Here is a 20,404-nt window from a genome sequence, read left to right on the forward strand (position 1 = left end):
CGCACACCAGAACGCTGTCGTTCAATGACTCGAATTATATAGCGAGGACTTGCGGGCGCAAGAGAATTTGCACTGTGGAATCAGATTTCGCATTATAGAATGCAGTAAGAGACACTCAATAATCAGTGAATTTCTTTGAAAACAAAGAGTTAGTAGACATCCACGATTGACGTTTCAACGCGACAGTAGAGGAAACCCTCCAAAAACCACGGGAAATCCCTGCCATCCGTCGGTGGGGGGAGATGATACGGCGTTGCGGAAGGCAAGATTCGCCCCCATATCTGAAGAACGACAAGGAACGAACACAATGGAATGCAAAGTGACATGGATGGGCCCGGAAGGCATGAGCTTCGTGGCCCAGACCGGTAGCGGGCATATCGTGGCGATGGACGGCGCGCCCGACGGCGGCGGCAACAACCTGGCGCCGCGGCCCATGGAAATGGTGCTCCTGGGCACCGGCGGCTGCACGGCTTATGACGTGGTGCTGATCCTGAAGCGCGGCCGTCAGGACGTGCGCGGGTGCAGCGTCAAGCTCGAAGCCGAGCGCGCGGGCGAAGACCCGAAAGTGTTCACGCGCATCAACTTCCATTTCGTGGTGACGGGCCGCAATCTGAACGCTGCCACAGTGGAACGCGCAATCACGCTGTCGCACGACAAGTACTGCTCGGCGTCGATCATGCTGGCGAAGACCGCCGAGATCACCCACACGATGGAAATCGTGGAGGGATAAGTAGAAGCAAAGCAGGCCGATAAGCCGGATTCTGTGCGCCTGGCCGCCTTGCGGCGAACCGGGCGTGACAACCATTCCTCTAGGCCGACCGTTACCGGCCGGCTCCAGCTCCCTACCCGCAGGCTCAGCGGGCCGCCTCAACGCCTGCCTATTTGGGATTGCTCCAGGTGGAGGTTACCGCGTTTCACCCTTCCCGCCGGGCGAACCCGATGGGAAGACTCGTCTCTGTGGCCCTATTCCGCACGTTGCCGTGGATGGCTGTTAGCCAACACCCTGCCCTGTGGAGTCCGGACTTTCCTCCCCTTGGCCCTTGCGAACCAAGCAGCGATTGTCTGGCCTGCTTTGCGGCCCGCAGTCTATCACTGAGAACGGCGTCCGGGGCGAAACACCGAGTGGTCCGCGTAGAACGCGGGGTCCGCATTGTCTTCGCACCAGCCCGGAATGCCCATCACGGGTAGCGGCGCGAAGCTGCGCCCGCCACGCAGCGTGTCGCGCGCTTCCCGCAGCGAGGCCGCCAGCGCGTGGTCGATCTCGTCGAGCGAACTATCGGCCGCCAGCCGCAGCGGCCAGGCATGAGCGGTGACCGCTTTGTACGGCGCCACGAGTTTTTCCAGCAGCGCATGACCGAACGGCACGACCGCGCAGCGCTTGCTCCACGCGTCGCGGCCGGCCACGAACAGCGCCTGCCACTGGAAGTCGCGCAACGCCGCGGCCAGCGCATCGTCCTCGTACAGAAACACCACCGCGTTCTCGTCGAAGAGCGTCGCGGCATCGCGCGCGCGCCCGCGTTCGCTGGCAACACCCGCGCGCGATAGTTCCTCCGCCTGCAGGCGGTTGAGCCATTGCTTGGTTTCAGGGAAATGCAGCCACACGAGCGCGTTGAAGGCGTCGTGGAGGTTGTCGCGCGTGGGAACTTCGCCAGTGGCGTAGATATGCGATTCGTAGGCGGTGTCGGCAGGCAGGTTCTCCTGCGACACGAAGCGCAGCGGCAGCCCGCGCGCATTGCGCAGGTCGGCCGCGGTTTGACTCAGGCTGGCATGGAGGTCGACATGAGGGTCGGCACCGATGGTCGCCCCCACCGCGGCAAACGGCTGGAACCAGGGCTGGCTCCAGTCGATGCCGCGCCAAGCCTTGTTCACGCTGCCGAAGTGGCCTTCCAGCGCATCGTCTCGCCGGCGCGCAGCGGCACGAGCGTGGTGTCGCCGTACGGCAGCTCGGCCGGCAGTTCCCAATCCTCGCGCGTCAGCGTCAGCGTGCCGGTGTTGCGCGGCAGGCCGTAGAACGCCGGGCCGTTGAAGCTCGCGAACGCTTCAAGCTTGTCCAGCGCGCCTACGTTATCGAATGCCTCCGCGTACAGCTCCATTGCATGCAGCGCGGTGTAGCAACCGGCGCAACCGCAGGCGTGCTCCTTCAGCCCGCGTGCGTGCGGCGCACTGTCGGTACCGAGGAAGAAACGCTCGCTGCCCGAAGTGGCGGCCTTGACCAGCGCCTCACGATGGATCTCGCGCTTGAGCACCGGCAGGCAATAGTAATGCGGGCGGATGCCGCCGATAAAGATGGCGTTGCGGTTGTACAGCAGGTGGTGCGCGGTAATGGTCGCGGCAGTCGGGCCTTCGGCGTCGCGCACGTACTCGGCGGCGTCCTTGGTGGTAATGTGTTCGAACACCACCTTGAGGCCCGGGAAATCGCGGCGCAGCGGCTTCATCACGCGCTCGATAAACACGGCTTCGCGATCGAAGAGGTCGATGTCGCCGTCAGTCACTTCACCGTGCACCAGCAGCGGCAGGCCCGCGCGCTCCATCGCTTCGAGCGTTTTCGCGCAGCGGCGGATATCGGTCACGCCCGCGTCGCTGTTGGTGGTCGCGCCGGCCGGATACAGCTTGACCGCATGCACGAAGCCGCTCGCGCGCGCCGCCACGATCTCCTCGGGCGGCAGGTTGTCGGTCAGATACAGCGTCATCAGCGGCTCGAACGTCATGCCCGCAGGCAGCGCCGCGAGGATGCGTGCGCGGTAGGCGCGGGCCTGCTCGACCGTGGTCACGGGCGGCCGGAGGTTCGGCATGATGATCGCACGCGCGAACTGGCGAGCGGTGTCGGGCAGCACGGCAGCGAGCGCCGCGCCGTCGCGCAGGTGCAGGTGCCAGTCGTCCGGGCGGGTGATGGTCAGCGTTTGGGTCATGGTCACAAAATCAGGATGGCGCGGTAATCGTTGACATTGGTGCGCGTGGGGCCGGTGACGACGAGGTCGTCGATCGCGTCGAAGAAGCCCCAGGCATCGTGCGCGTCGAGCTGACGGCGCGCAGGCGCGCCCGCGGCCTCGGCACGCGCGAGCGAGGTCGGATCGGCGATCGCGCCAGCGTTGTCCTCGGAGCCGTCGATGCCGTCGGTATCGGCGGCGAGCGCGTACACGCCCGCAGTGCCGCCAAGCTCCAGCGCCAGCGACAGCAGGAACTCGGAGCAACGGCCACCGCGCGCGCCAGCTGCCCCCGCGGGCAGCGTCACGGTGCATTCACCGCCCGAAATCAGCGCCACGGGGGCGGCGAACGGCGCATTGTACGCGCGAATTTCGCGCACCAGCGCGGCGTACACCTGCGCCACTTCACGCGCTTCGCCGGTCACCGTATCGCCGAGCAAGACCGGTTGGATCCCATGCTTGCGGAACACGGCGGCGCCAGCTTCAAGGCTGCCGTGCGCGGTGGCGATCATGCGATTGTCCACGCGGGCGAACAACGGATCGCCGGGTTTCGGCGTCTCGTCGATCTCGCCGCGCGCGCCGCGCTCGAGGTGCGCCTGCACCGTGGCGGGCACGGTCGCGCCGAAGCGTCGCAGAATCGCCAGCGCGTCGGCATAGGTGCTCGGGTCGGGCACGGTGGGCCCCGACGCGATCGCGCTCGGGTCGTCGCCAGCCACGTCGGAAACGATCAGCGTCGTCACCGGCGCGCGGCTTGCCTGCGCGAGGCGACCGCCCTGGATGCGCGAGATGTGCTTGCGCACGATGTTCATGTCGGTGATCGGCGCGCCGCAACGCAGCAGTTCGCGCGTGGTGGCCTTGAGATCGGCCATCGGAATGCCCGTGGCCGGCAGCGACAGCAGGCTCGAGCCGCCACCCGACACCAGCACGATCAATCGGTCGTTTTCGTTCAGTCCCTCGACGCGCGCGAGGATGTCGGCGGCGGCCTGCTCGCCGGCCTCGTCGGGCACCGGATGGCCGGCCTCGATCACGCGGATATGGTCGGTCGGCATGCCATGCGCGTAGCGCGTGACCACCACGCCCTCGAGCGTGGCGCGGCCCGCGCTTTGACCTCCATAAGCGCGCTCCACCGCCACCGCCATCGAGGCGGCCGCCTTGCCGGCGCCAACCACGAGCGTGCGCCCGCCCTGATGCGGAGGCGGCAGTTGCGCGGCGACGATTTCGAGCGGGTCCGCGGCGGCAACCGCAGCGCGGAAGGACTCCAGCAGCAAGGCACGGGCGTCGTCGCGCCGGGGATCGGACGCGGCATCAGACGCAAGGTTGCCTGCTGGGGCGCCGGACGGATCGCGAGCGGTATCGGGCGCGGGATCGCGCGGGTCTGGGCGGCTCACAGCGCCTCCGCGATCGCGCGGCCGAGATCCGCGGTGCTGGCCGTGCCGCCGATATCGCGCGTCAGCGGCGCATGCGCGGGACCAGCCGCCAGCACCTTCTCGATCGCGGCCAGCACGGCAGCGCCGGCTTCGGGGTGGCCCAGATGCTCGAGCATCATGCCGCCGCACCAGATCTGCCCGATCGGATTGGCAATGCCACGCCCCGCGATATCGGGCGCCGAGCCGTGCACCGGCTCGAACAGGCTGGGATAGGTGCGGTCTGGGTTGATATTGGCCGACGGCGCCACGCCGATCGTGCCCGTGCAGGCCGGGCCCAGGTCCGACAGGATGTCGCCGAACAGGTTACTGGCCACAACCACGTCGAACCAGTCCGGATGCTGCACGAAGTGCGCGGTCAGGATGTCGATGTGGTACTTGTCCACGTTGATGCCGGGGTAATTTGCCGCCATGGCCTCCACGCGCTCGTCCCAGTACGGCATCGTGATCGAGATGCCGTTGGACTTGGTGGCCGAAGTCAGGTGCTTCCTGGGCCGTTTCTGCGCCAGCTCGAACGCGAATTTCAAGATGCGGTCCACCCCGGTGCGGCTCATCACCGTTTCCTGCACGACGATCTCGCGCTCGGTGTTCGGGAACATGCGGCCGCCGATGCTCGAATACTCGCCCTCGGTGTTCTCGCGCACCACGTAGAAGTCGATATCGCCGGGCTTGCGGTCCGCCAGCGGACTCTTGATACCGGGCAGCAGCCGCACCGGGCGCAGGTTCACATACTGGTCGAACGAGCGGCGGAACTGCAGCAGCGAGCCCCACAGCGACACGTGATCGGCCATTTTCGCGGGCCAGCCGACTGCGCCAAAATAGATCGCGTCGTATTTCGTTAGCGTGTCGAACCAGTCGTCCGGCAGCATCTTGCCGTGCTTCTCGAAGTACGCGTAGCTCGAGAAATCGAAATGGTCCCACTGGAAATCGATGCCAAAGCGGCGTGCGACGGCATCCATCGCGCGAATGCCTTCCGGCATCACTTCGGTACCAATGCCGTCTCCGGGAATGACTGCGATCTTGTATTGGCTCATGGCGGGACGCTTTCGCGCGTGATAATGTTTCGCATTCTATTGCAAAGCGGCAGCCCCCTGCCGCACCGGTATCCGCCATGTGCCAGTTGCTAGGCATGAACTGCGCCACGCCGACCGACGTGACGTTCTCCTTTACGGGCTTCGCCTTGCGCGGTGGCCTGACCGACCATCATTCCGACGGCTTCGGCGTCGCGTTCTTCGAGGACAAGGCGTGTCGTCTGTTCATCGACAACCAGTCGGCGGGCACCTCGCCGGTGGCTGAACTGATCAAGCGCTATCCGATCAAGTCGAAGAACGTGATCTCCCACATCCGCAAGGCCACCCAGGGCACCGTGCGGCTGGAGAACTGCCATCCGTTCATGCGCGAGCTTTGGGGCCGCCACTGGATCTTCGCGCATAACGGCGACCTCAAGGAATTCAACCCGTTCCTGTCCGGCGTGTATCAGCCGGTGGGCGACACCGACAGCGAGCTGGCGTTCTGCACGCTGATGCAGGGCCTGCGCAAGCGCTTTCCGGGTTCGCAGCCGCCGCTGAACGAGCTCTGCCACGCGCTGGCGGACATCACGCGCGATATCACGCTGCATGGCGTGTTCAACTTCCTGCTCTGTAACGGGCAGGCGCTGTTCGCGCATTGCTCGACGTACCTGTACTACATCGTGCGCCAGTGGCCGTTCTCCGAGGCGCATCTGATCGATGCCGACCTGTCGATCGATTTCGCGCAGGTGACCACGCCCGACGACCGCGTCGCCGTGATCGCCACCGCGCCGCTGACCGACAACGAAACCTGGACGCGCTTTGCGCCGGGCGAGCTGATCATGTTCGAGAACGGCCTGCCGACGATGACGCTGACCGTGCCAATTCCGCCCGAAGTCCAGGCCAAGAACGCCGCCAATAGCGCCTGCACCTGAGCTGGCGCCCGCCTGACAGTTATCCGCACAGACCCCGGCAGGCCGCCTTGCGCGGCCTGCTTTGCGTTTTACGAAAATCAGGTCTGCGCCAGCCACCCCCCACACCCCCACTCCGCCTGACATACTGCGCGCTCGGATTTGAACGATCAGGAGACGCAGGCTATGGTGGACAAGAAAAAATCGCTGCGGCGATGGGTGATGGGCGCAGCCGCAATCATGACGGCGGCACTGGGCGTGCAGGCGGGTACGGCCAATGCGGCCTACCCCGACAAGGCCGTGACCATCGTGGTGCCCTGGCCCGCGGGCGGTCCTTCGGATATCGCCGCGCGGCCGCTGTCGAAGGGGCTCTCGGAAGCGCTGGGCCAGCCGTTCGTGATCGACAACCGTGCCGGCGCCGGTGGCAATATCGGCACCAACCTCGTGGCAAAGGCCAAGCCGGACGGCTACACGCTGATGATCACGGCCAGCGGCCCGATCGTGATCAACCAGCATCTGTACAAGAAGATGCCGTTCGACGCGAAGACCGACCTGAAGCCCATCACCAACCTGCTCAAGGTGCCGCAGGTCATCGTCGTGCATCCGTCGGTGCCCGTGAATAACCTGCAGGAGCTGCTCGCGTATATCCGCGCACAGAAGGGCAACTTCTCGTGGGCGTCGGCCGGCAATGGCACGACCCAGCATATGACGGGCGAGCTGCTCAAGAACATGACCAAGCTCGAGATGAACCATATCCCGTTCAAGGGCTCGGCACCGGCCATCAATGACCTCGTCGGCGGGCACGTGCCGATGCTGATCGACAGCACGATCGCCGTGGTGCCGATGATCAAGAGCGGCAAGGCCAAGGCCATCGCCGTCACCGGCAAGCAGCGCGCGTCGCAGCTGCCCGATGTGCCGACCGTCGAGGAGTCGGGCGTCAAGGATCTGAAGGGCTTTGAATCGTACGCGTGGTATGGCCTGTTCGCGCCCGCCAATACGCCCGCCGATGTGGTGAGCAAGCTGGAGAAGGCCTCGCTCGAATACATGCATTCGGCGGAGTTCAAGCACGTGCTCGAGAGCTCGAGCTCGCAATACGTTGGCAGCGATTCGGCCGCGTTTGCCGCGTTTATCAACGAGGACGCCAAGCGCTGGGCCAAGATCGCCCCGACGCTGAACCTCACGCTCGACTAAATTGCCCCGGCACCATCGATGACAACGACTCAAACCACTCCTTCCCGCAATGGCGGCCAGATCCTCGTGGAGGCGCTGCGGCGCAACCAGGTGGACACCATCTATTGCGTGCCCGGCGAAAGCTATCTGCCCGTGCTCGACGCGCTGGCCGATCACGACAGCATCCGCACCATCGTCACGCGCCATGAAGGCGCCGCCTCGAACATGGCGGACGGTTACGGCAAGCTGACCGGTCGCCCCGGCATCGCGTTCGTCACGCGCGGCCCCGGCGCCACGCACGCCGCTAACGGCGTGCACACGGCGATGCAGGACTCCACGCCGATGATCCTGTTCGTGGGCCAGGTGGCCAACCAGATCAAGGAGCGCGAAGGCTTTCAGGAAGTCGACTATCGCCGCGTGTTCGGCGGTCTGGCCAAGTGGGCGACCGAGATCGAGGACATCGCGCGCATTCCCGAGATCGTGAGCCGCGCGTTCAGCGTGGCGATGTCGGGCCGCAAGGGCCCGGTGGTGGTCGCGCTGCCCGAGGACGTGCTGTTCGGCGCCGCGGCGGTGGCCGATGTGCCGCCCGCCCGCATCAGCGAAGCCGCGCCCGACGCGGCGGCGCCGGCCGAACTGGCCGCGCTGCTGCGCGAAGCCCAGCGCCCGCTCGTGGTCGTCGGTGGTACCGGCTGGAATGCGACCGCTCAGGCCGCGCTGCGCGAGTTTGCCACGGCGTGGAACCTGCCCGTGGCCGCCTCGTTCCGCCGTCAGGACGTGCTCGACAATCGCGATGCGCATTACGTCGGCCAGCTTGGCCTCGGCGTATCGGCGGCCCTCGCGCGCACGGTCAGTGAGGCCGACCTGCTGATCGTGATCGGCAGCCGCCTGTCGGAGATCACGTCCGGCAACTACGAACTGATTCGTAGCCCGCGCCCCGCGCAGCGCCTGGTGCATGTGCATGCGGACCCCGAAGAGCTCGGCCGCGTGTTCCTTGCGGACCTGCCCATCAACGCATCCGTGGCCAACGCGGCAACGGCCTTCGCCGCGCTGCAGCCCGCTGGCGCAGCCCTGCCGTGGCATGGCTGGACCGAAGCGGCACGCGCCGCCTATGTCGCGCACAACACGCCGCTGGCGCGCGGCGCGTCGCAGCGCGGTGTGGAAATGTCGTCGGTGGTCGCGCATCTGTCGAACACGCTGCCCGACGATACGGTCATCAGCAATGGCGCCGGCAACTACACGGTGTGGGTGCATCGCTTCTATCGCTACAAGCAGCTCGGCACCGAACTGGCACCGACCAATGGCGCGATGGGCTACGGCCTGCCCGCGGCGATCGCGGCCAAGCTGGCGGCGCCCGAGCGCACGGTGGTGTGCTTTGCCGGCGACGGCTGCTTCATGATGTATCCGCAGGAGCTGGCCACGGCCATGCAGTTTGGCGCCGCGGTGATCGTAATCGTCGTCAACAACGGCATGCTCGGCACCATCCGCATGCATCAGGAGCGCGAGTACCCGGGCCGCATTTCGGGCACGCAGCTGGCCAACCCCGACTTTATTGCGCTGGCACGCGCATTCGGCGCGCATGCCGAACGCGTGGAGCACGAGTCGGACTTCCCGGCCGCGCTGGAGCGCGCGCGTGCGGCGGGTCGTGCGGCAGTGCTGGAACTGGTGACCGATCCGCAGCAGATCACGCCGGCGTTGCGGCTGGATCAATAAGGCGTGCCCCGGGCCACGCGCCGGTCTTGACGAGATCGGTCGCCACCTCGCGGATGGCGCTATTCAGCGCCCATAGCGTGGCCGGTTCCAGTTCGGTACGACCGAGCACGAGGCTGATACAGCGTTCGGCATCGGCGCCGGGCAGCGGGAAACCACGCAGGCGGCCCGCGGCGATATCGTCGGGGACCGCCGCAAGCGGCAGCACCGTGCAGCCGCAATTCTTGTGCACCAGCGACGCCGTGATGGCGTTGGAACCGTCGTTCTCCAGCGCCAGTTGCACGCTGTGTCCACGCCGCGCGGCCATGGCCTCGACGAACACGCGAATGCCATGATGCGTGCTCGGCAGGATCATCGGAATGCCCTGTAACCCGTGCGAATCGACGCGTTCCTGCGTCATCGCGAAGCCGGGCGGCGTCAGCAGATAGAGCCGCTCTAGCAGGAGCGGCTCGTAGCTTGTGCTGCCCGGGTATTCGGGCCGGTACAGGATCGCGATATCGACCGTGCCCGCCTGCAGTTCGGCGAGCACGTTGCTGGCCAGTCCTTCGGTGAACTGGAGGCGGCTATGCGGAAACTTGCGGTGCAGGACGTGATAGAGATCACCGAACACGGTGCGGGCGATGGTCGGCTGCGCCGCGATACGGATGCGCGACGGGCCCAGCCCCGCATTGCTCGACACTGCGGACTCGGCGGCCGCGAGCGTCTCCCTGATCTGACGCGCGTACGCCAGCAGCGCGGTGCCCTGCTCGGTCAACGACACGCCGCGACCGGTGCGATGGAACAGCCGCGTACCCAGCTGCTTTTCGAGCTGCGTGACGCGGCGGCTGATACTGGAGGCATCGACACCGCCGGCAAGCGCGGCGGCGGAGAAACTGCCGGAATCCGCAACGAGCGCGAAGATCGACAGATCGTCGGAATTCATTGGCATAAAGCGGTACTGCGGCCCTCACCCCGCGCGCCCAGACACTGCGCGCGAGGTGAGCGCAGGTTTAATGCTGCAGGATCTTCGACAGGAACTGCTTGGCGCGGTCCGAGCGGGCGTCGGTGTTGCCGAAGAACTCTTCCTTCGGGCAATCCTCGACGATCTTGCCGGCGTCCATGAAGATCACGCGGTTGGCCACCTTGCGCGCGAAGCCCATTTCGTGGGTCACGCACATCATGGTCATGCCTTCGTTGGCCAGCTGCACCATCACGTCCAGCACTTCGTTGACCATTTCCGGGTCAAGCGCCGAGGTCGGTTCGTCGAACAGCATGCAGATCGGGTCCATCGACAGCGCGCGCGCAATGGCCACGCGCTGCTGCTGGCCGCCCGACAGCTGGCCCGGGAACTTGGCCGCCTGGCTCTTCAGACCCACGCGCTCGAGGTACTTCAGGCCCTTGGCGGTCGCCTCGTCCTTCGAGCGGCCGAGCACCTTCATCTGCGCGATGGTCAGGTTCTCGGTGATCGACAGGTGCGGGAACAGCTCGAAGTTCTGGAACACCATGCCCACGCGCGAGCGCAGCTTCGGCAGATTGGTCTTCGGATTGCCCACCGAGGTGCCATCGACGAGGATGTCGCCCTTCTGGAACGGCTCGAGCGCGTTCACGGTCTTGATCAGTGTCGACTTGCCCGAACCCGACGGGCCGCACACCACCACCACTTCACCCTTGGCGACTTTGGTGGTGCAGTCGGTCAGCACCTGGAAAGCACCGTACCACTTGGAAACGTTATTGATTTCGATCATACAGCCACCTTTTTCTGGTAACGCTTGACCAGCAACGAAGCGGAGATGCAGATAACGAAGTACACGGCACCCGCGAACAGCAGCAGTTCGACGATCCGGCCGTCACGCTCGCCGATACCGTAAGCCTGGCCGAAGAAGTCCGCCAGCGCGCTCACGTAGACGAGCGAAGTATCCTGGAACAGGATGATGCCCTGCGTCAGCAGCAGCGGCACCATGTTGCGGAAGGCCTGCGGCAGAATCACCAGCCGCATGGTCTGGCCGTAGGTCATGCCGAGCGCCTGTGCCGCGAACATCTGCCCGCGCGACACGCTCTGGATACCCGCGCGGATGATTTCCGAGTAATACGCGGCCTCGAACAGCGCGAACGCAATCAGCGCGGATGTCATGCGCAAATCGGCGGCCGGCGACAGGTTGAATGCCTTCTGCAACAGTTGCGGGATGATCAGGAAGAACCATAACAGCACCATCACCAGCGGGATGGAGCGGAAGATGGTCACGTACCCCTGCGCAAACCAGTTGAACGGCTTGAACGAGGACAAGCGCATCATCGCGAGCACGGTGCCCCAGACGATGCCCACCACCACGGCGGTTACCGTGATCTTCAGCGAGACCATCATGCCCTCGCCGAGCACTTCCAGCGTGGTGAGATTGATCGAGCTGAAATCGAAGTCGTATGCCATCGTGTCCCCTTACTTGCCGCCGATGAAGCCGGGCACGCGCGTGCGCTTTTCCACCCAGCGCATGATCAGCATGACCGTCACGTTGATCAGCATGTACATCACCGTCACCGCGATAAACGACTCGTACGGCCGCGCCGTGTAGTCAACCAATTGACGCCCCTGCGCCGCGAGTTCCAGCAGACCGATCGTCGACGCCACCGCGGAGTTCTTGAAGATGTTCAGGAACTCGGAGGTCAGCGGCGGCACGATCACGCGGAACGCCATCGGCAGCAGCACATGCCGATAGGTCTGCGGCAGCGTGAAGCCCATGGCGAGGCCCGCGTTGCGCTGGCCGCGCGGCAGCGAATTGATACCCGAGCGCACCTGTTCGCAAACCCGGGCCGCCGTGAAGGTGCCCAGGCAGAGCATGGCCGCCAGGAACTGCTGCGTGAACGGGTTCATCTGCTTGATCGCATCACCGAACGGCAGCAGTTCGGGAATCACGAAGTACCAGATGAACAGCTGCACCAGCAGCGGGATATTGCGGAAGATCTCGACGTACCACGCCGCGATCCCCGACAGGAATTTGCTGGGCACGGTGCGCAGTACGCCGAGCACCGACCCGATGACGAGGGCGATGACCCACGAGGAGAGCCCGAGCGCGAGCGTGACCTTCAAACCGGAGATCATCCAGTCGAGGTACGTCTCGTTCTGCGCGGCCTGCTCGAGGAAGACTCCCCAATGCCAGTTGTAATCCATCTTGCGTCCTCAAAAAGAAACGGAAGGACTTCTCCTTCCGTTTCGCACTCATCTAACTGAAAAATCAGTCGAGCGCCTTGTCGTTCGGGTTCTTGAAGAGCGTCTTCATGTCTTCCGACAGCGGGAAGTCCAGGTTCAGGCCCTTCGGCGGGACCGGTTGCTGGAACCACTTGGCGTACATCGTGTTGATCGAGCCATCCTTCATCAGGCCGGTGATCACGTTGTCCGACAGCTTCTTGAACGGTGCGTCGTCCTTGCGGATCATACAACCGTAGGACTCGCGCGACTGCGGCTTGCCGACCACGATCCAGTCGTTGGGGTTCTTGGCCTTGGCGCGCTCGCCGTACAGCAGCGCGTCATCCATCATGAACGCCACGGCACGGCCGGACTCCAGCGTCAGGAACGACTGACCGTGGTCCTTCGTGCTGATGATGTTCATGCCCAGCTTCTGGTCATCGTTCATCTTGCGCAGCAGGCGCTCGGACGTCGTGCCAGCCGTCGTCACGACGTTCTTGCCCTTGAGGTCGGCCCAGTCCTTGATGCCGCCGTCCTTCTTCACCATGATGCGCGTGCCGATGATGAAGATGGAATTGGTGAACGACGCTTGCTTCTGACGCTCGAGGTTGTTCGTCGTCGAGCCGCATTCGATATCGATCGTGCCGTTTTGCAGCAGCGTGATACGGTTTTGCGACGTGATCGGGATTTCCTTGACCTGCAGGTTCGGCAGCTTCAGTTGATCCTTGACGGCTTCCACGATCTTCGTGTTGATGTCATAGGAATAACCGACCTGACGTACACCACCCAGGTTGTAATTGAACGGAATCGACGAATCCCGCACGCCCAGCGAGATCACACCCGTTTCCTTGATCTTCTGCAGCGTGCCCGAGAGCGGCTCTGCGGCTTGTGCGGCGCCGCTCAAAAGACCTGCCGCGACCATCAGGCCCGCCAGCTTGGCAAAATTCATAACATCTCCTTGACCATGAAGAGAAAGGCGGCACTCTAGCAAAAAACGCCCCGCCAGCGAAATAGTATTGCTTAGCCGCCTATATCCGGCAACGGGTTTTCCCCTAACTGGTGCAATTCTCGGCACGGCGTCGCACGGCCGCGTCGTATTGGGGCGAAATCGTTCAATCGCTTCAGACACCCGTCAAGCATGCAAAAAAACGCGGTCGCCGGTATTTGCCGGCAACCGCGTTTCCGCGTTATCCCTGCGCGCCATGTTGAAATATTGCATTGCAACAAATCAATGACGCCCTTTTTCGATCAGGGATACAGGCCGCGCATCTCGCGCGCCTGCAGGATTCGCGTGCAGGCCACGATAAACGCGGCCGTACGGAGCGTGACCTTGTTGTCCTGTGCGACCTGCCAGATCGCGCGGAAAGCCTCTTGCATGATTCGTACCAGCCGCTGGTTGATTTCCTCCTCGGTCCAGAAGAAGCTCGAGAAGTCCTGCACCCATTCGAAATAGGACACGGTCACGCCGCCAGCGTTGGCGATGACGTCCGGAGCGACCAGAATATTGCGGTCGCGCAGAATGTCGTCGGCCTCGGGCGTGGTCGGGCCGTTCGCGCCTTCGATCACGAGGCGGGCCTTGGTCAGCGACGCGCGCTTGGCGGTCAGTTGGCCCTCGAGCGCGGCCGGGATCAGGATGTCGCAGTCGACTTCCCAGAACTGGTCACCCGAAATTACCTCGGCGCGGTAGCCATCGATGGTGCCACCGTGCGACGCGTATTCGATCAGCGCGGGGACATCCAGGCCGTCCGGCTGGTACAGCGTGGTGCGATGGTCCTGCACAGCCACCACGATCGCGCCAGCCTCATGAAACAGCTTGGCGGCCACCGAGCCGACGTTGCCGAAGCCCTGCACGGCCACGCGCGCACCCTTGACGTCCATGCCGATGTTGCGCGCCGCTTCCGACCCGACCACGAACACGCCCCGGCCGGTGGCTTCGCGCCGGCCGAGCGAGCCGCCCAGCGAGATCGGCTTGCCGGTGACCACGCCGGTGGCGGTGCTGCCCTCGTTCATCGAGTAGGTGTCCATCATCCACGCCATGATCTGCTCATTGGTGTTGACGTCGGGCGCCGGGATGTCCTTGTTCGGGCCGATGATGATGTTGATCTCGCTCGTGTATCGGCGCGTGATGCGCTCGAGCTCGCCGTGCGACAGCGTGCGCGGATCGACGCGGATGCCGCCCTTGGCACCGCCGTACGGCACGTTGACGGCCGCGTTCTTGACCGACATCCACGCCGACAGCGCCATCACTTCCGACAGCGTCACGTCCTGGTGGAAACGCACGCCGCCCTTGCCCGGACCGCGCGAGGTGTTGTGCTGCACGCGATAGCCCTCGTAGTGGGCGATCGTGCCGTTGTCCAGCTCGATGGGCACATCGACGATCAGCGCGCGCTTGGGGCGCTTGAGCGTTTCCACCCACCGCGCGAGCGAGCCCAGGTAGGGCGTCACGCGTTCGACCTGCTTCAGGTAGATGCCCCAGGGGCCGAGATCTTCGGCATTGAGATAGGACGGGAGGATATGGGTGCCCGGTTTGATGATGGGCGACGGGGTTTGCGATAACGTTTGCGACGGTGCTGCGGAAGACATTGGCTGGTTTCCGTGTGAAGGTGATGCCAAGGATATCGGCGCCGCCCTTTCACAATCCAATGCCGTTTGCTCATTCGCCCCATCAGGGTTATGCAAGACACGCATAACCCTGACAACCTGGTGCAGGCTGCCTCAGTGCGGTGCGGCCTGCGTCATGAGCGTGCTCCAGATCTGGTCGACCAGTTGCCGCTTGCGACGGACCTGCCCGCCGCGCCGTTCGTGGTTGTTCTCGCCCGGCCGTTCGCGATAGAGCCGAATCTCCATGTCGATCGACTGCGGCAGCCCGCGCCCGCCCTCCGCGCGCACCAGCCGGCCCTGCTGTACGTCGTCGCGCACCGCGCTCTCGGGCAGGAAGGCCATGCCGTGACCGGCCAGCGCCATGACCTTGAGCGCCTCTGCCATATCGGTCTCGTAGCATTTGTCGAGCTTGAGCGTGTCCGCGGCTACCTCGGCCAGCAGCATATCGACCATGCGGCCGAGAAACGCATTGGGCGTGTAGCTCAGGAACGGAACCGGCTTCTTGTCCGTGCCCGGCAGGCGGAACAATGGGCGGCCGGTGGCATCGGGCACGCTGTATGGTGACAGCCGCTCTGTGCCGAGCACAAGCATGTCGTAGTGCGCCGGATCGAGCTGGATGGCCTGGCGCGGGTGGTGGTACACCATGACCAGATCGCAGCCGCCCTCCACCAGCGTGAGCACCGCGTCGTGCACGTTGAGCGCGCGCAGCCGGCACGGCAGCGTGCCGAGCTGACGCTCGAGCGCCTTGAGCCATTCCGGGAAGAACGTCAGCGACAAGGTGTGCGGCACCGCGAATTCGAGTACCTGCGCATTGGCCGAACGCTGCCCGCGCATCAGCGCGCGCGTCTCGCTGACCTGCGCGAGCATCGCCAGCGCCTGCTCGTAGAAAACCTTGCCGGCCGCCGTCAGGCTGGTCGGATAACTCGATCGGTCGATCAGCTCGGTGCCGACCCACGCCTCGAGCGATTGGATGCGGCGCGAGAACGCCGGCTGCGTGACGTGGCGCAATTCCGCCGAGCGCGAGAAGCTGTGCGTCTCCGCCAGGCTCACGAAGTCTTCAAGCCATTTGATTTCCATGGCCGCAATTATGCCGCGACTACCGATTTGCCCAATGTAGAAGAAATTTCTACCAATCGACGATGCGGCAGAACGGGATTACAATTTCAGAACGATTTGGATGTGATTACGCACGTACCGGCTCGCCCGATCCGCCTATGATGGGTATTCCGCTGTCGAACAGCAAAAAGAATCGGAGCCCGCCATGTCCCGCCTGCACACGCCGCACGCCCTGTCCGAAGCCGGCCGCATCGCCCCGCCGCCGGCGCTGATGCCTTTCGCGCAGAGCATGGAGGCGGCGCTGGCGCAAAGCGCCCGCCTCGTGACGGATGGCATCGTCGCCAGCCTGCCCGATGCGGACACGCTGCTGGCGGCGCTGCCACCGGGCGCGCTCGCCGGCGGCGCGGGGACCTACACGCGCCATCTGATTCATGCCGATCCGTTCGGCCGCTTCTCGGTGATGCTGCTGGTCTGGCGCCCCGGGCAGGCGAGCCCAGTTCATGGCCATCGCGCGTGGTGCGCGTATCGCGTGCTGCGCGGCACGATGACCGAGCGTCATTACCACTGGAATCCGGCCACACGGCACGCCGCCTTGGCTCATACCGTGACGCGCGAGGCGGGCGACACGTTCAGCGTGCCGGCCGGTCTGCGCCATATCCATCAGCTGTCGAACACCGGCGATGAAGTCGCCGTCTCGCTGCACGTCTACGGCGTGGAGCAGCACCAGATTGCCACCGGCGTGAACCTGCTGGTGGATACCGCCCCCACCTGACCCCCTTCCCCCCAACGCCCCAGCAACGTCCATGGATCGCTACGACCGCCAGATTCTCGCCCTGCTACAGGAAGACGCCACGATGCCGGTCGCCGAGATCGGCGAGAAGGTCGGGCTCACCTCCACACCCTGCTGGCGGCGCATTCAGAAGCTGGAGGAAGCCGGGCTGATTCGCCGGCGCGTGGCGCTGCTCGATCCGGCGAAGCTCAATGTCGGCGTGACGGTATTCGTCTCGGTTCGCACCAATCAGCACAACGCCAAATGGCTGAAGACCTTCCACGGGCTCGTGCAGTCGATTCCCGAGGTCACCGAGTTCTATCGCATGGCGGGCGATACCGACTATCTGCTGCGCGTGGTGGTGCCGGATATCGCCGCCTATGATGCGGTGTACAAGAAGCTGATTCACGGCGCCGAGCTTGCCGACGTGAGTTCGAGCTTTGCGATGGAGCAGATCAAGTACACCACCGCGCTGCCATTGGACTACGCGTAGCCCCGTGTAACTTACGCGTGAGCGACGCCTTCCTCGTCGTCGGTTTCGCCCTCGACCGCATTGCGCGCCTGGATGCGCCACATCTCGGCATATCGTCCGTTGAGGCGCATCAGGTCGGCATGCGTGCCGCGCTCGATCACGCGGCCCCGATCCATCACGAGGATCTGATCCGCATGCACGACCGTGGACAGCCGGTGCGCGATCAGCAGCGTGGTGCGGTTCTGTGCGAGCCGCATCAGTTCGGTCTGGATCGCCTGCTCGGTGCGCGAGTCCAGCGCGGACGTGGCCTCGTCGAACACCAGGATCGGCGGGTTCTTGAGCAGCGTGCGCGCGATCGCGACACGTTGTTTCTCGCCGCCTGACAGCTTGAGGCCGCGCTCGCCGACCGGCGTGTCGTAGCCCTGCGGCAACTCGCGAATAAACGTGTCGATCTGCGCCGCGCGCGCGGCCGCGATGACCTCTTCGCGCGACGCCTCGGGCCGGCCGTACGCCACGTTGTAGTAGATGCTGTCATTGAACAGCACGGTGTCCTGCGGCACGATGCCAATCGCGCGGCGCAGCGTGTCCTGGCGAATACCGCGCACGTCCTGCCCATCGATCTCGATGCCGCCGCTGTTGACGTCATAGAAGCGGTACAGCAGCCGCGCCAGCGTCGACTTGCCCGAACCGCTGTGCCCCACCACGGCAGTGGTGGTGCCCGCGGCGATCGTGAAGTCCACATCGTCGAGAATCACGCGATCGCTTTCGTAGCCAAAGCCGACATGGCGGAAGCGCACCGCGGCACCACGCACCTCGAGGGGCGGCGCATCAGGGGCATCCGCAATCTCCTGATGCGTGCCCAGCAGCACGAACATGCGGTCCATGTCGGTGGTGGCCTGCTTGATTTCCCGATAGATCACGCCGAGGAAATTCAGCGGGATATAGAGCTGGATCATCAGCGTGTTGACCAGCACGAGGTCGCCGAGCGTCAGCCGACCGGCCGCCACGCCAACCGTCGCGCGCCACAGGATCAGGATCAGCCCCGTCGCGATAATGGTCTGCTGGCCGAAGTTGAGGAACGACAGCGAGTTCTGCGAGCGCACCGCCGCGCTGCGGTACTTGAGCAGGTTCTCGTCGTAGCGGCGCGCCTCGTATTCCTCGTTGCCGAAGTACTTGACGGTCTCGAAGTTGAGCAGCGAGTCGATCGCCTTCTGGCTCGCGCGCGAGTCCAGCTCGTTCATGCGACGGCGGAAGTGCGTGCGCCACTCGGTCACGACGATCGTGAACACGATATAGCCAACCAGCGCGATGGCCGTGATGCCCGCGAACCAGATATCGTAGTGCAGCACGAGGAAGCCGATCACGAGCGCCATTTCCACCAGCGTCGGCAGGATGCTGTATAGCGAGTACGAGATCAGTTGCTGGATGCCACGCGTGCCACGCTCGATATCGCGGCTCATGCCGCCGGTCTGGCGGTCCAGATGGAAGCGCAATGACAGCCCGTGCAGATGACGGAAGACCTGCAGCGCAATCTCGCGCACCGCGCTCTGCGTAACCTTGGCGAACAGGATCTCGCGCAACTCCGTGAACAGCGTACTGGAGAGCCGCAGCACACCGTAGGCGACGATCAGTCCCACGGGCACCACCAACAACGCGCGCGCATCGCCCGGGCCCACGTCCATGGTGTCGATAAGCCGCTTCATCAGCACCGGCACGCCGAGGTTCGAGACCTTGGCCATGACGAGGCACGCGAGCGCGAAGATCACGCGCCACTTGTAGTGCCAGACGTAGGGCAACAGGTTGCGCACGGTCTGCCAATCGCTGCGCGGGGCGCCGCGGCTGGAAAACAGCGCGTTGGCCGATGCCGCGGGGGCGGGATCTTCGGGGATGGAGGGTGTCGTGGGTTGGCGGCGCATACGTTAGAATTCTGCTATGCCGCGATTGTCGCAGAGATCGCGATATGCGGCAGACACCCCCCCTCCCCTCCTTCCCTCCTCCTGACACGATGAATCAACCCGCGACCGTTTCCGCTCTGCCAGAGGGCAAGAATCCCGCATTGCGCGTGGTGCCGATGCCCGCCGATGCCAATGTGCATGGCGATGTGTTCGGTGGCTGGATCATGGCGCAGGTAGATATCGCCGGTTCGATTCCAGCAGTGGGGCGTGCGCAAGGGCGCGTCGCGACCGTCGCCGTGAACTCGTTCCTGTTCAAGCACCCGGTGTTCGTCGGCGATCTGGTGAGCTTCTACGCGGAGGTGTTGAAGACCGGACGCACATCGATCACGGTCTCGGTGGAAGTCTATGCGCAGCGCATGCGGCACACCAATGAGATCGTCAAGGTGACCGAGGCCACCCTGACGTACGTGGCAACCGATGAAAACCGGCAGCCACGGGTGCTGCCGGCCTGATTACTGAAACTTCGAGAAGTCGGGCTTGCGCTTCTCGAAGAAAGCCGTGAACGCTTCCTTCGCTTCCGGCGCGACCAGCATGCGCGCGAAGACGCTGGCCTCCTCGGCCATCTGGCTCTTCACCGCCGCGCCGTCATTGCCCTTCATCAGCCGCTTGGTCTCGCGCAGTGACGACGCGGGCAGTGCCGCGAGCTTCGCCGCCTGCCGCTGCACGTGCGCATCGAGTTCAGCCACCGGCAACACCTTCGTCACCAGACCCATCTCGAATGCCTCCTGCGCGCTGAACGGCTCGCCCAGCAACAGCTTTTCGGCGGCGCGCTGATAACCGACCAGACGCGGCAGCAACAGGCTCGATGCCGCTTCCGGGCACAGCCCGAGCTGCGTGAACGGCAGCGTCAGCTTGGCCGTGTCCGATGCGTAGACGAGGTCGCAGTGCAGCAGCAGCGTGGTGCCGATGCCGACGGCCGCGCCGCTGACCGACGCAATCACAGGTTTGCCAGCTTCGGCGATCGCATACAGGAACTGAAACACCGGTGCCGGCGCCCCGCCCTCACCCGCGCCTTTCTCCCCCCCTCCGGGCGGGCGCTTCATAAAGTCTTCGAGGTCGTTGCCGGCCGTGAAGATCTCCGGCTTGCCCTCGATGACGATCACGCGCACCGCGCTGTCCGCTTCGGCCGAGCGCAACGCGTCCGCCAGCGTCTGGTACATCGCCGCCGTGATCGCATTCTTCCGGTCGAGGCGATCGAAGGTGAGCGTCAGAATGCCGCGGTCGATCCGTGTGGCGATGCTCATCGTGAGC

At 64.6% G+C, this 20,404-nt stretch carries 20 protein-coding genes and 1 other RNA gene; 7 read left to right on the plus strand and 14 right to left on the minus strand.

All coding sequences use genetic code 11. The annotated features are described in order from the left end of the window. The first annotated feature begins 307 nt into the window (after positions 1–307). Positions 308–730, plus strand: coding sequence for an OsmC family protein (locus LDO41_RS09805; protein WP_223985781.1), 423 nt, complete (start codon positions 308–310; stop codon positions 728–730). Positions 731–734: 4 nt separating this feature from the next. Here LDO41_RS09805 and rnpB read toward each other — a convergent pair. The 5 genes from rnpB to LDO41_RS09830 form a co-directional block, all read right to left on the minus strand. Continuing rightward, positions 735–1,074, minus strand: an RNA gene (rnpB, locus tag LDO41_RS09810) — RNase P RNA component class A. A 15-nt stretch (positions 1,075–1,089) separates the two neighbouring features. After that, complete coding sequence (locus LDO41_RS09815) at positions 1,090–1,869, minus strand: DUF3025 domain-containing protein (RefSeq protein ID WP_223985800.1); 780 nt, start codon at positions 1,867–1,869, stop codon at positions 1,090–1,092. Further along, complete coding sequence (gene pyrC, locus LDO41_RS09820) at positions 1,866–2,909, minus strand: dihydroorotase (RefSeq protein WP_223985803.1); 1,044 nt, start codon at positions 2,907–2,909, stop codon at positions 1,866–1,868. The genes LDO41_RS09815 and pyrC overlap by 4 nt, the downstream gene beginning before the upstream one ends. A gap of 2 nt (positions 2,910–2,911) precedes the next feature. Beyond that, entirely contained in the window at positions 2,912–4,192 is a 1,281-nt protein-coding gene (locus LDO41_RS09825) for a glycerate kinase type-2 family protein (RefSeq protein ID WP_223986992.1), read from the minus strand. Between the two features lie 116 nt (positions 4,193–4,308). Beyond that, the gene (locus tag LDO41_RS09830; RefSeq protein ID WP_223985819.1) at positions 4,309–5,382 is read right to left on the minus strand and encodes a tartrate dehydrogenase; all 1,074 of its coding nucleotides are present in this window, start codon (positions 5,380–5,382) and stop codon (positions 4,309–4,311) included. 77 nt (positions 5,383–5,459) lie between these two features. On the opposite strand from LDO41_RS09830, the gene LDO41_RS09835 reads away from it, so the two are divergent. The 3 genes from LDO41_RS09835 to LDO41_RS09845 all read left to right on the plus strand — a co-directional run bounded on the left by LDO41_RS09835 (position 5,460) and on the right by LDO41_RS09845 (position 9,146). Further along, complete coding sequence (locus LDO41_RS09835) at positions 5,460–6,290, plus strand: class II glutamine amidotransferase (RefSeq protein ID WP_223985822.1); 831 nt, start codon at positions 5,460–5,462, stop codon at positions 6,288–6,290. A 162-nt stretch (positions 6,291–6,452) separates the two neighbouring features. Further along, on the plus strand, positions 6,453–7,457 hold the full coding sequence (locus LDO41_RS09840; RefSeq protein ID WP_223985825.1) for a Bug family tripartite tricarboxylate transporter substrate binding protein: 1,005 nt from the start codon (positions 6,453–6,455) through the stop codon (positions 7,455–7,457). Positions 7,458–7,475: 18 nt separating this feature from the next. Continuing rightward, the gene (locus LDO41_RS09845) at positions 7,476–9,146 is read left to right on the plus strand and encodes a thiamine pyrophosphate-binding protein (RefSeq protein WP_223985828.1); all 1,671 of its coding nucleotides are present in this window, start codon (positions 7,476–7,478) and stop codon (positions 9,144–9,146) included. Here the strand turns inward: LDO41_RS09845 and LDO41_RS09850 are convergent. From LDO41_RS09850 to LDO41_RS09880, 7 genes are all read right to left on the minus strand, one after another. After that, positions 9,118–10,071: a LysR family transcriptional regulator gene (locus LDO41_RS09850; RefSeq protein WP_223985830.1), complete on the minus strand. Its 954-nt coding sequence runs from the start codon at positions 10,069–10,071 to the stop codon at positions 9,118–9,120. The genes LDO41_RS09845 and LDO41_RS09850 overlap by 29 nt on opposite strands. A 61-nt stretch (positions 10,072–10,132) precedes the next feature. Continuing rightward, positions 10,133–10,867 carry an amino acid ABC transporter ATP-binding protein gene (locus LDO41_RS09855; protein WP_223985844.1) on the minus strand — a complete coding sequence of 245 codons (735 nt, stop codon included), beginning with the start codon at positions 10,865–10,867 and terminating at the stop codon, positions 10,133–10,135. After that, positions 10,864–11,547 carry a glutamate/aspartate ABC transporter permease GltK gene (gene gltK, locus LDO41_RS09860; RefSeq protein ID WP_223985847.1) on the minus strand — a complete coding sequence of 228 codons (684 nt, stop codon included), beginning with the start codon at positions 11,545–11,547 and terminating at the stop codon, positions 10,864–10,866. The genes LDO41_RS09855 and gltK overlap by 4 nt, the downstream gene beginning before the upstream one ends. A 9-nt stretch (positions 11,548–11,556) precedes the next feature. Continuing rightward, positions 11,557–12,285, minus strand: coding sequence for an amino acid ABC transporter permease (locus tag LDO41_RS09865; protein WP_223985850.1), 729 nt, complete (start codon positions 12,283–12,285; stop codon positions 11,557–11,559). Between the two features lie 64 nt (positions 12,286–12,349). Then, on the minus strand, positions 12,350–13,249 hold the full coding sequence (locus LDO41_RS09870) for a glutamate/aspartate ABC transporter substrate-binding protein (RefSeq protein ID WP_223985853.1): 900 nt from the start codon (positions 13,247–13,249) through the stop codon (positions 12,350–12,352). Between the two features lie 299 nt (positions 13,250–13,548). Continuing rightward, entirely contained in the window at positions 13,549–14,883 is a 1,335-nt protein-coding gene (locus LDO41_RS09875) for a Glu/Leu/Phe/Val family dehydrogenase (protein WP_223985856.1), read from the minus strand. Positions 14,884–15,015: 132 nt separating this feature from the next. Next, positions 15,016–15,978, minus strand: coding sequence for a LysR family transcriptional regulator (locus LDO41_RS09880; protein WP_223985859.1), 963 nt, complete (start codon positions 15,976–15,978; stop codon positions 15,016–15,018). Positions 15,979–16,162: 184 nt separating this feature from the next. Between LDO41_RS09880 and LDO41_RS09885 the strand changes: the two genes are divergently transcribed. Together LDO41_RS09885 and LDO41_RS09890 are read left to right on the plus strand one after the other, a co-directional pair. Next, positions 16,163–16,729, plus strand: coding sequence for a cysteine dioxygenase family protein (locus LDO41_RS09885; RefSeq protein ID WP_377741903.1), 567 nt, complete (start codon positions 16,163–16,165; stop codon positions 16,727–16,729). Positions 16,730–16,760: 31 nt separating this feature from the next. After that, positions 16,761–17,219 carry an Lrp/AsnC family transcriptional regulator gene (locus LDO41_RS09890; RefSeq protein WP_223985861.1) on the plus strand — a complete coding sequence of 153 codons (459 nt, stop codon included), beginning with the start codon at positions 16,761–16,763 and terminating at the stop codon, positions 17,217–17,219. An 11-nt stretch (positions 17,220–17,230) separates the two neighbouring features. Here the strand turns inward: LDO41_RS09890 and LDO41_RS09895 are convergent, their stop codons facing one another. Then, positions 17,231–19,114, minus strand: a complete 1,884-nt coding sequence (locus LDO41_RS09895; protein ID WP_223985865.1) for an ABCB family ABC transporter ATP-binding protein/permease — start codon at positions 19,112–19,114, stop codon at positions 17,231–17,233. Positions 19,115–19,203: 89 nt separating this feature from the next. On the opposite strand from LDO41_RS09895, the gene LDO41_RS09900 reads away from it, so the two are divergent. Next, a complete protein-coding gene (locus LDO41_RS09900; RefSeq protein WP_223985868.1) occupies positions 19,204–19,605 on the plus strand; it encodes an acyl-CoA thioesterase in 402 nt (133 codons plus the stop codon). Here LDO41_RS09900 and LDO41_RS09905 read toward each other — a convergent pair whose 3' ends face one another. Beyond that, positions 19,606–20,397 carry an enoyl-CoA hydratase gene (locus tag LDO41_RS09905; protein WP_223985871.1) on the minus strand — a complete coding sequence of 264 codons (792 nt, stop codon included), beginning with the start codon at positions 20,395–20,397 and terminating at the stop codon, positions 19,606–19,608. Positions 20,398–20,404 lie beyond the last annotated feature (7 nt).

The sequence above is a fragment of the Cupriavidus pampae genome, from assembly GCF_914271485.1.
Lineage (GTDB): Bacteria > Pseudomonadota > Gammaproteobacteria > Burkholderiales > Burkholderiaceae > Cupriavidus > Cupriavidus pampae.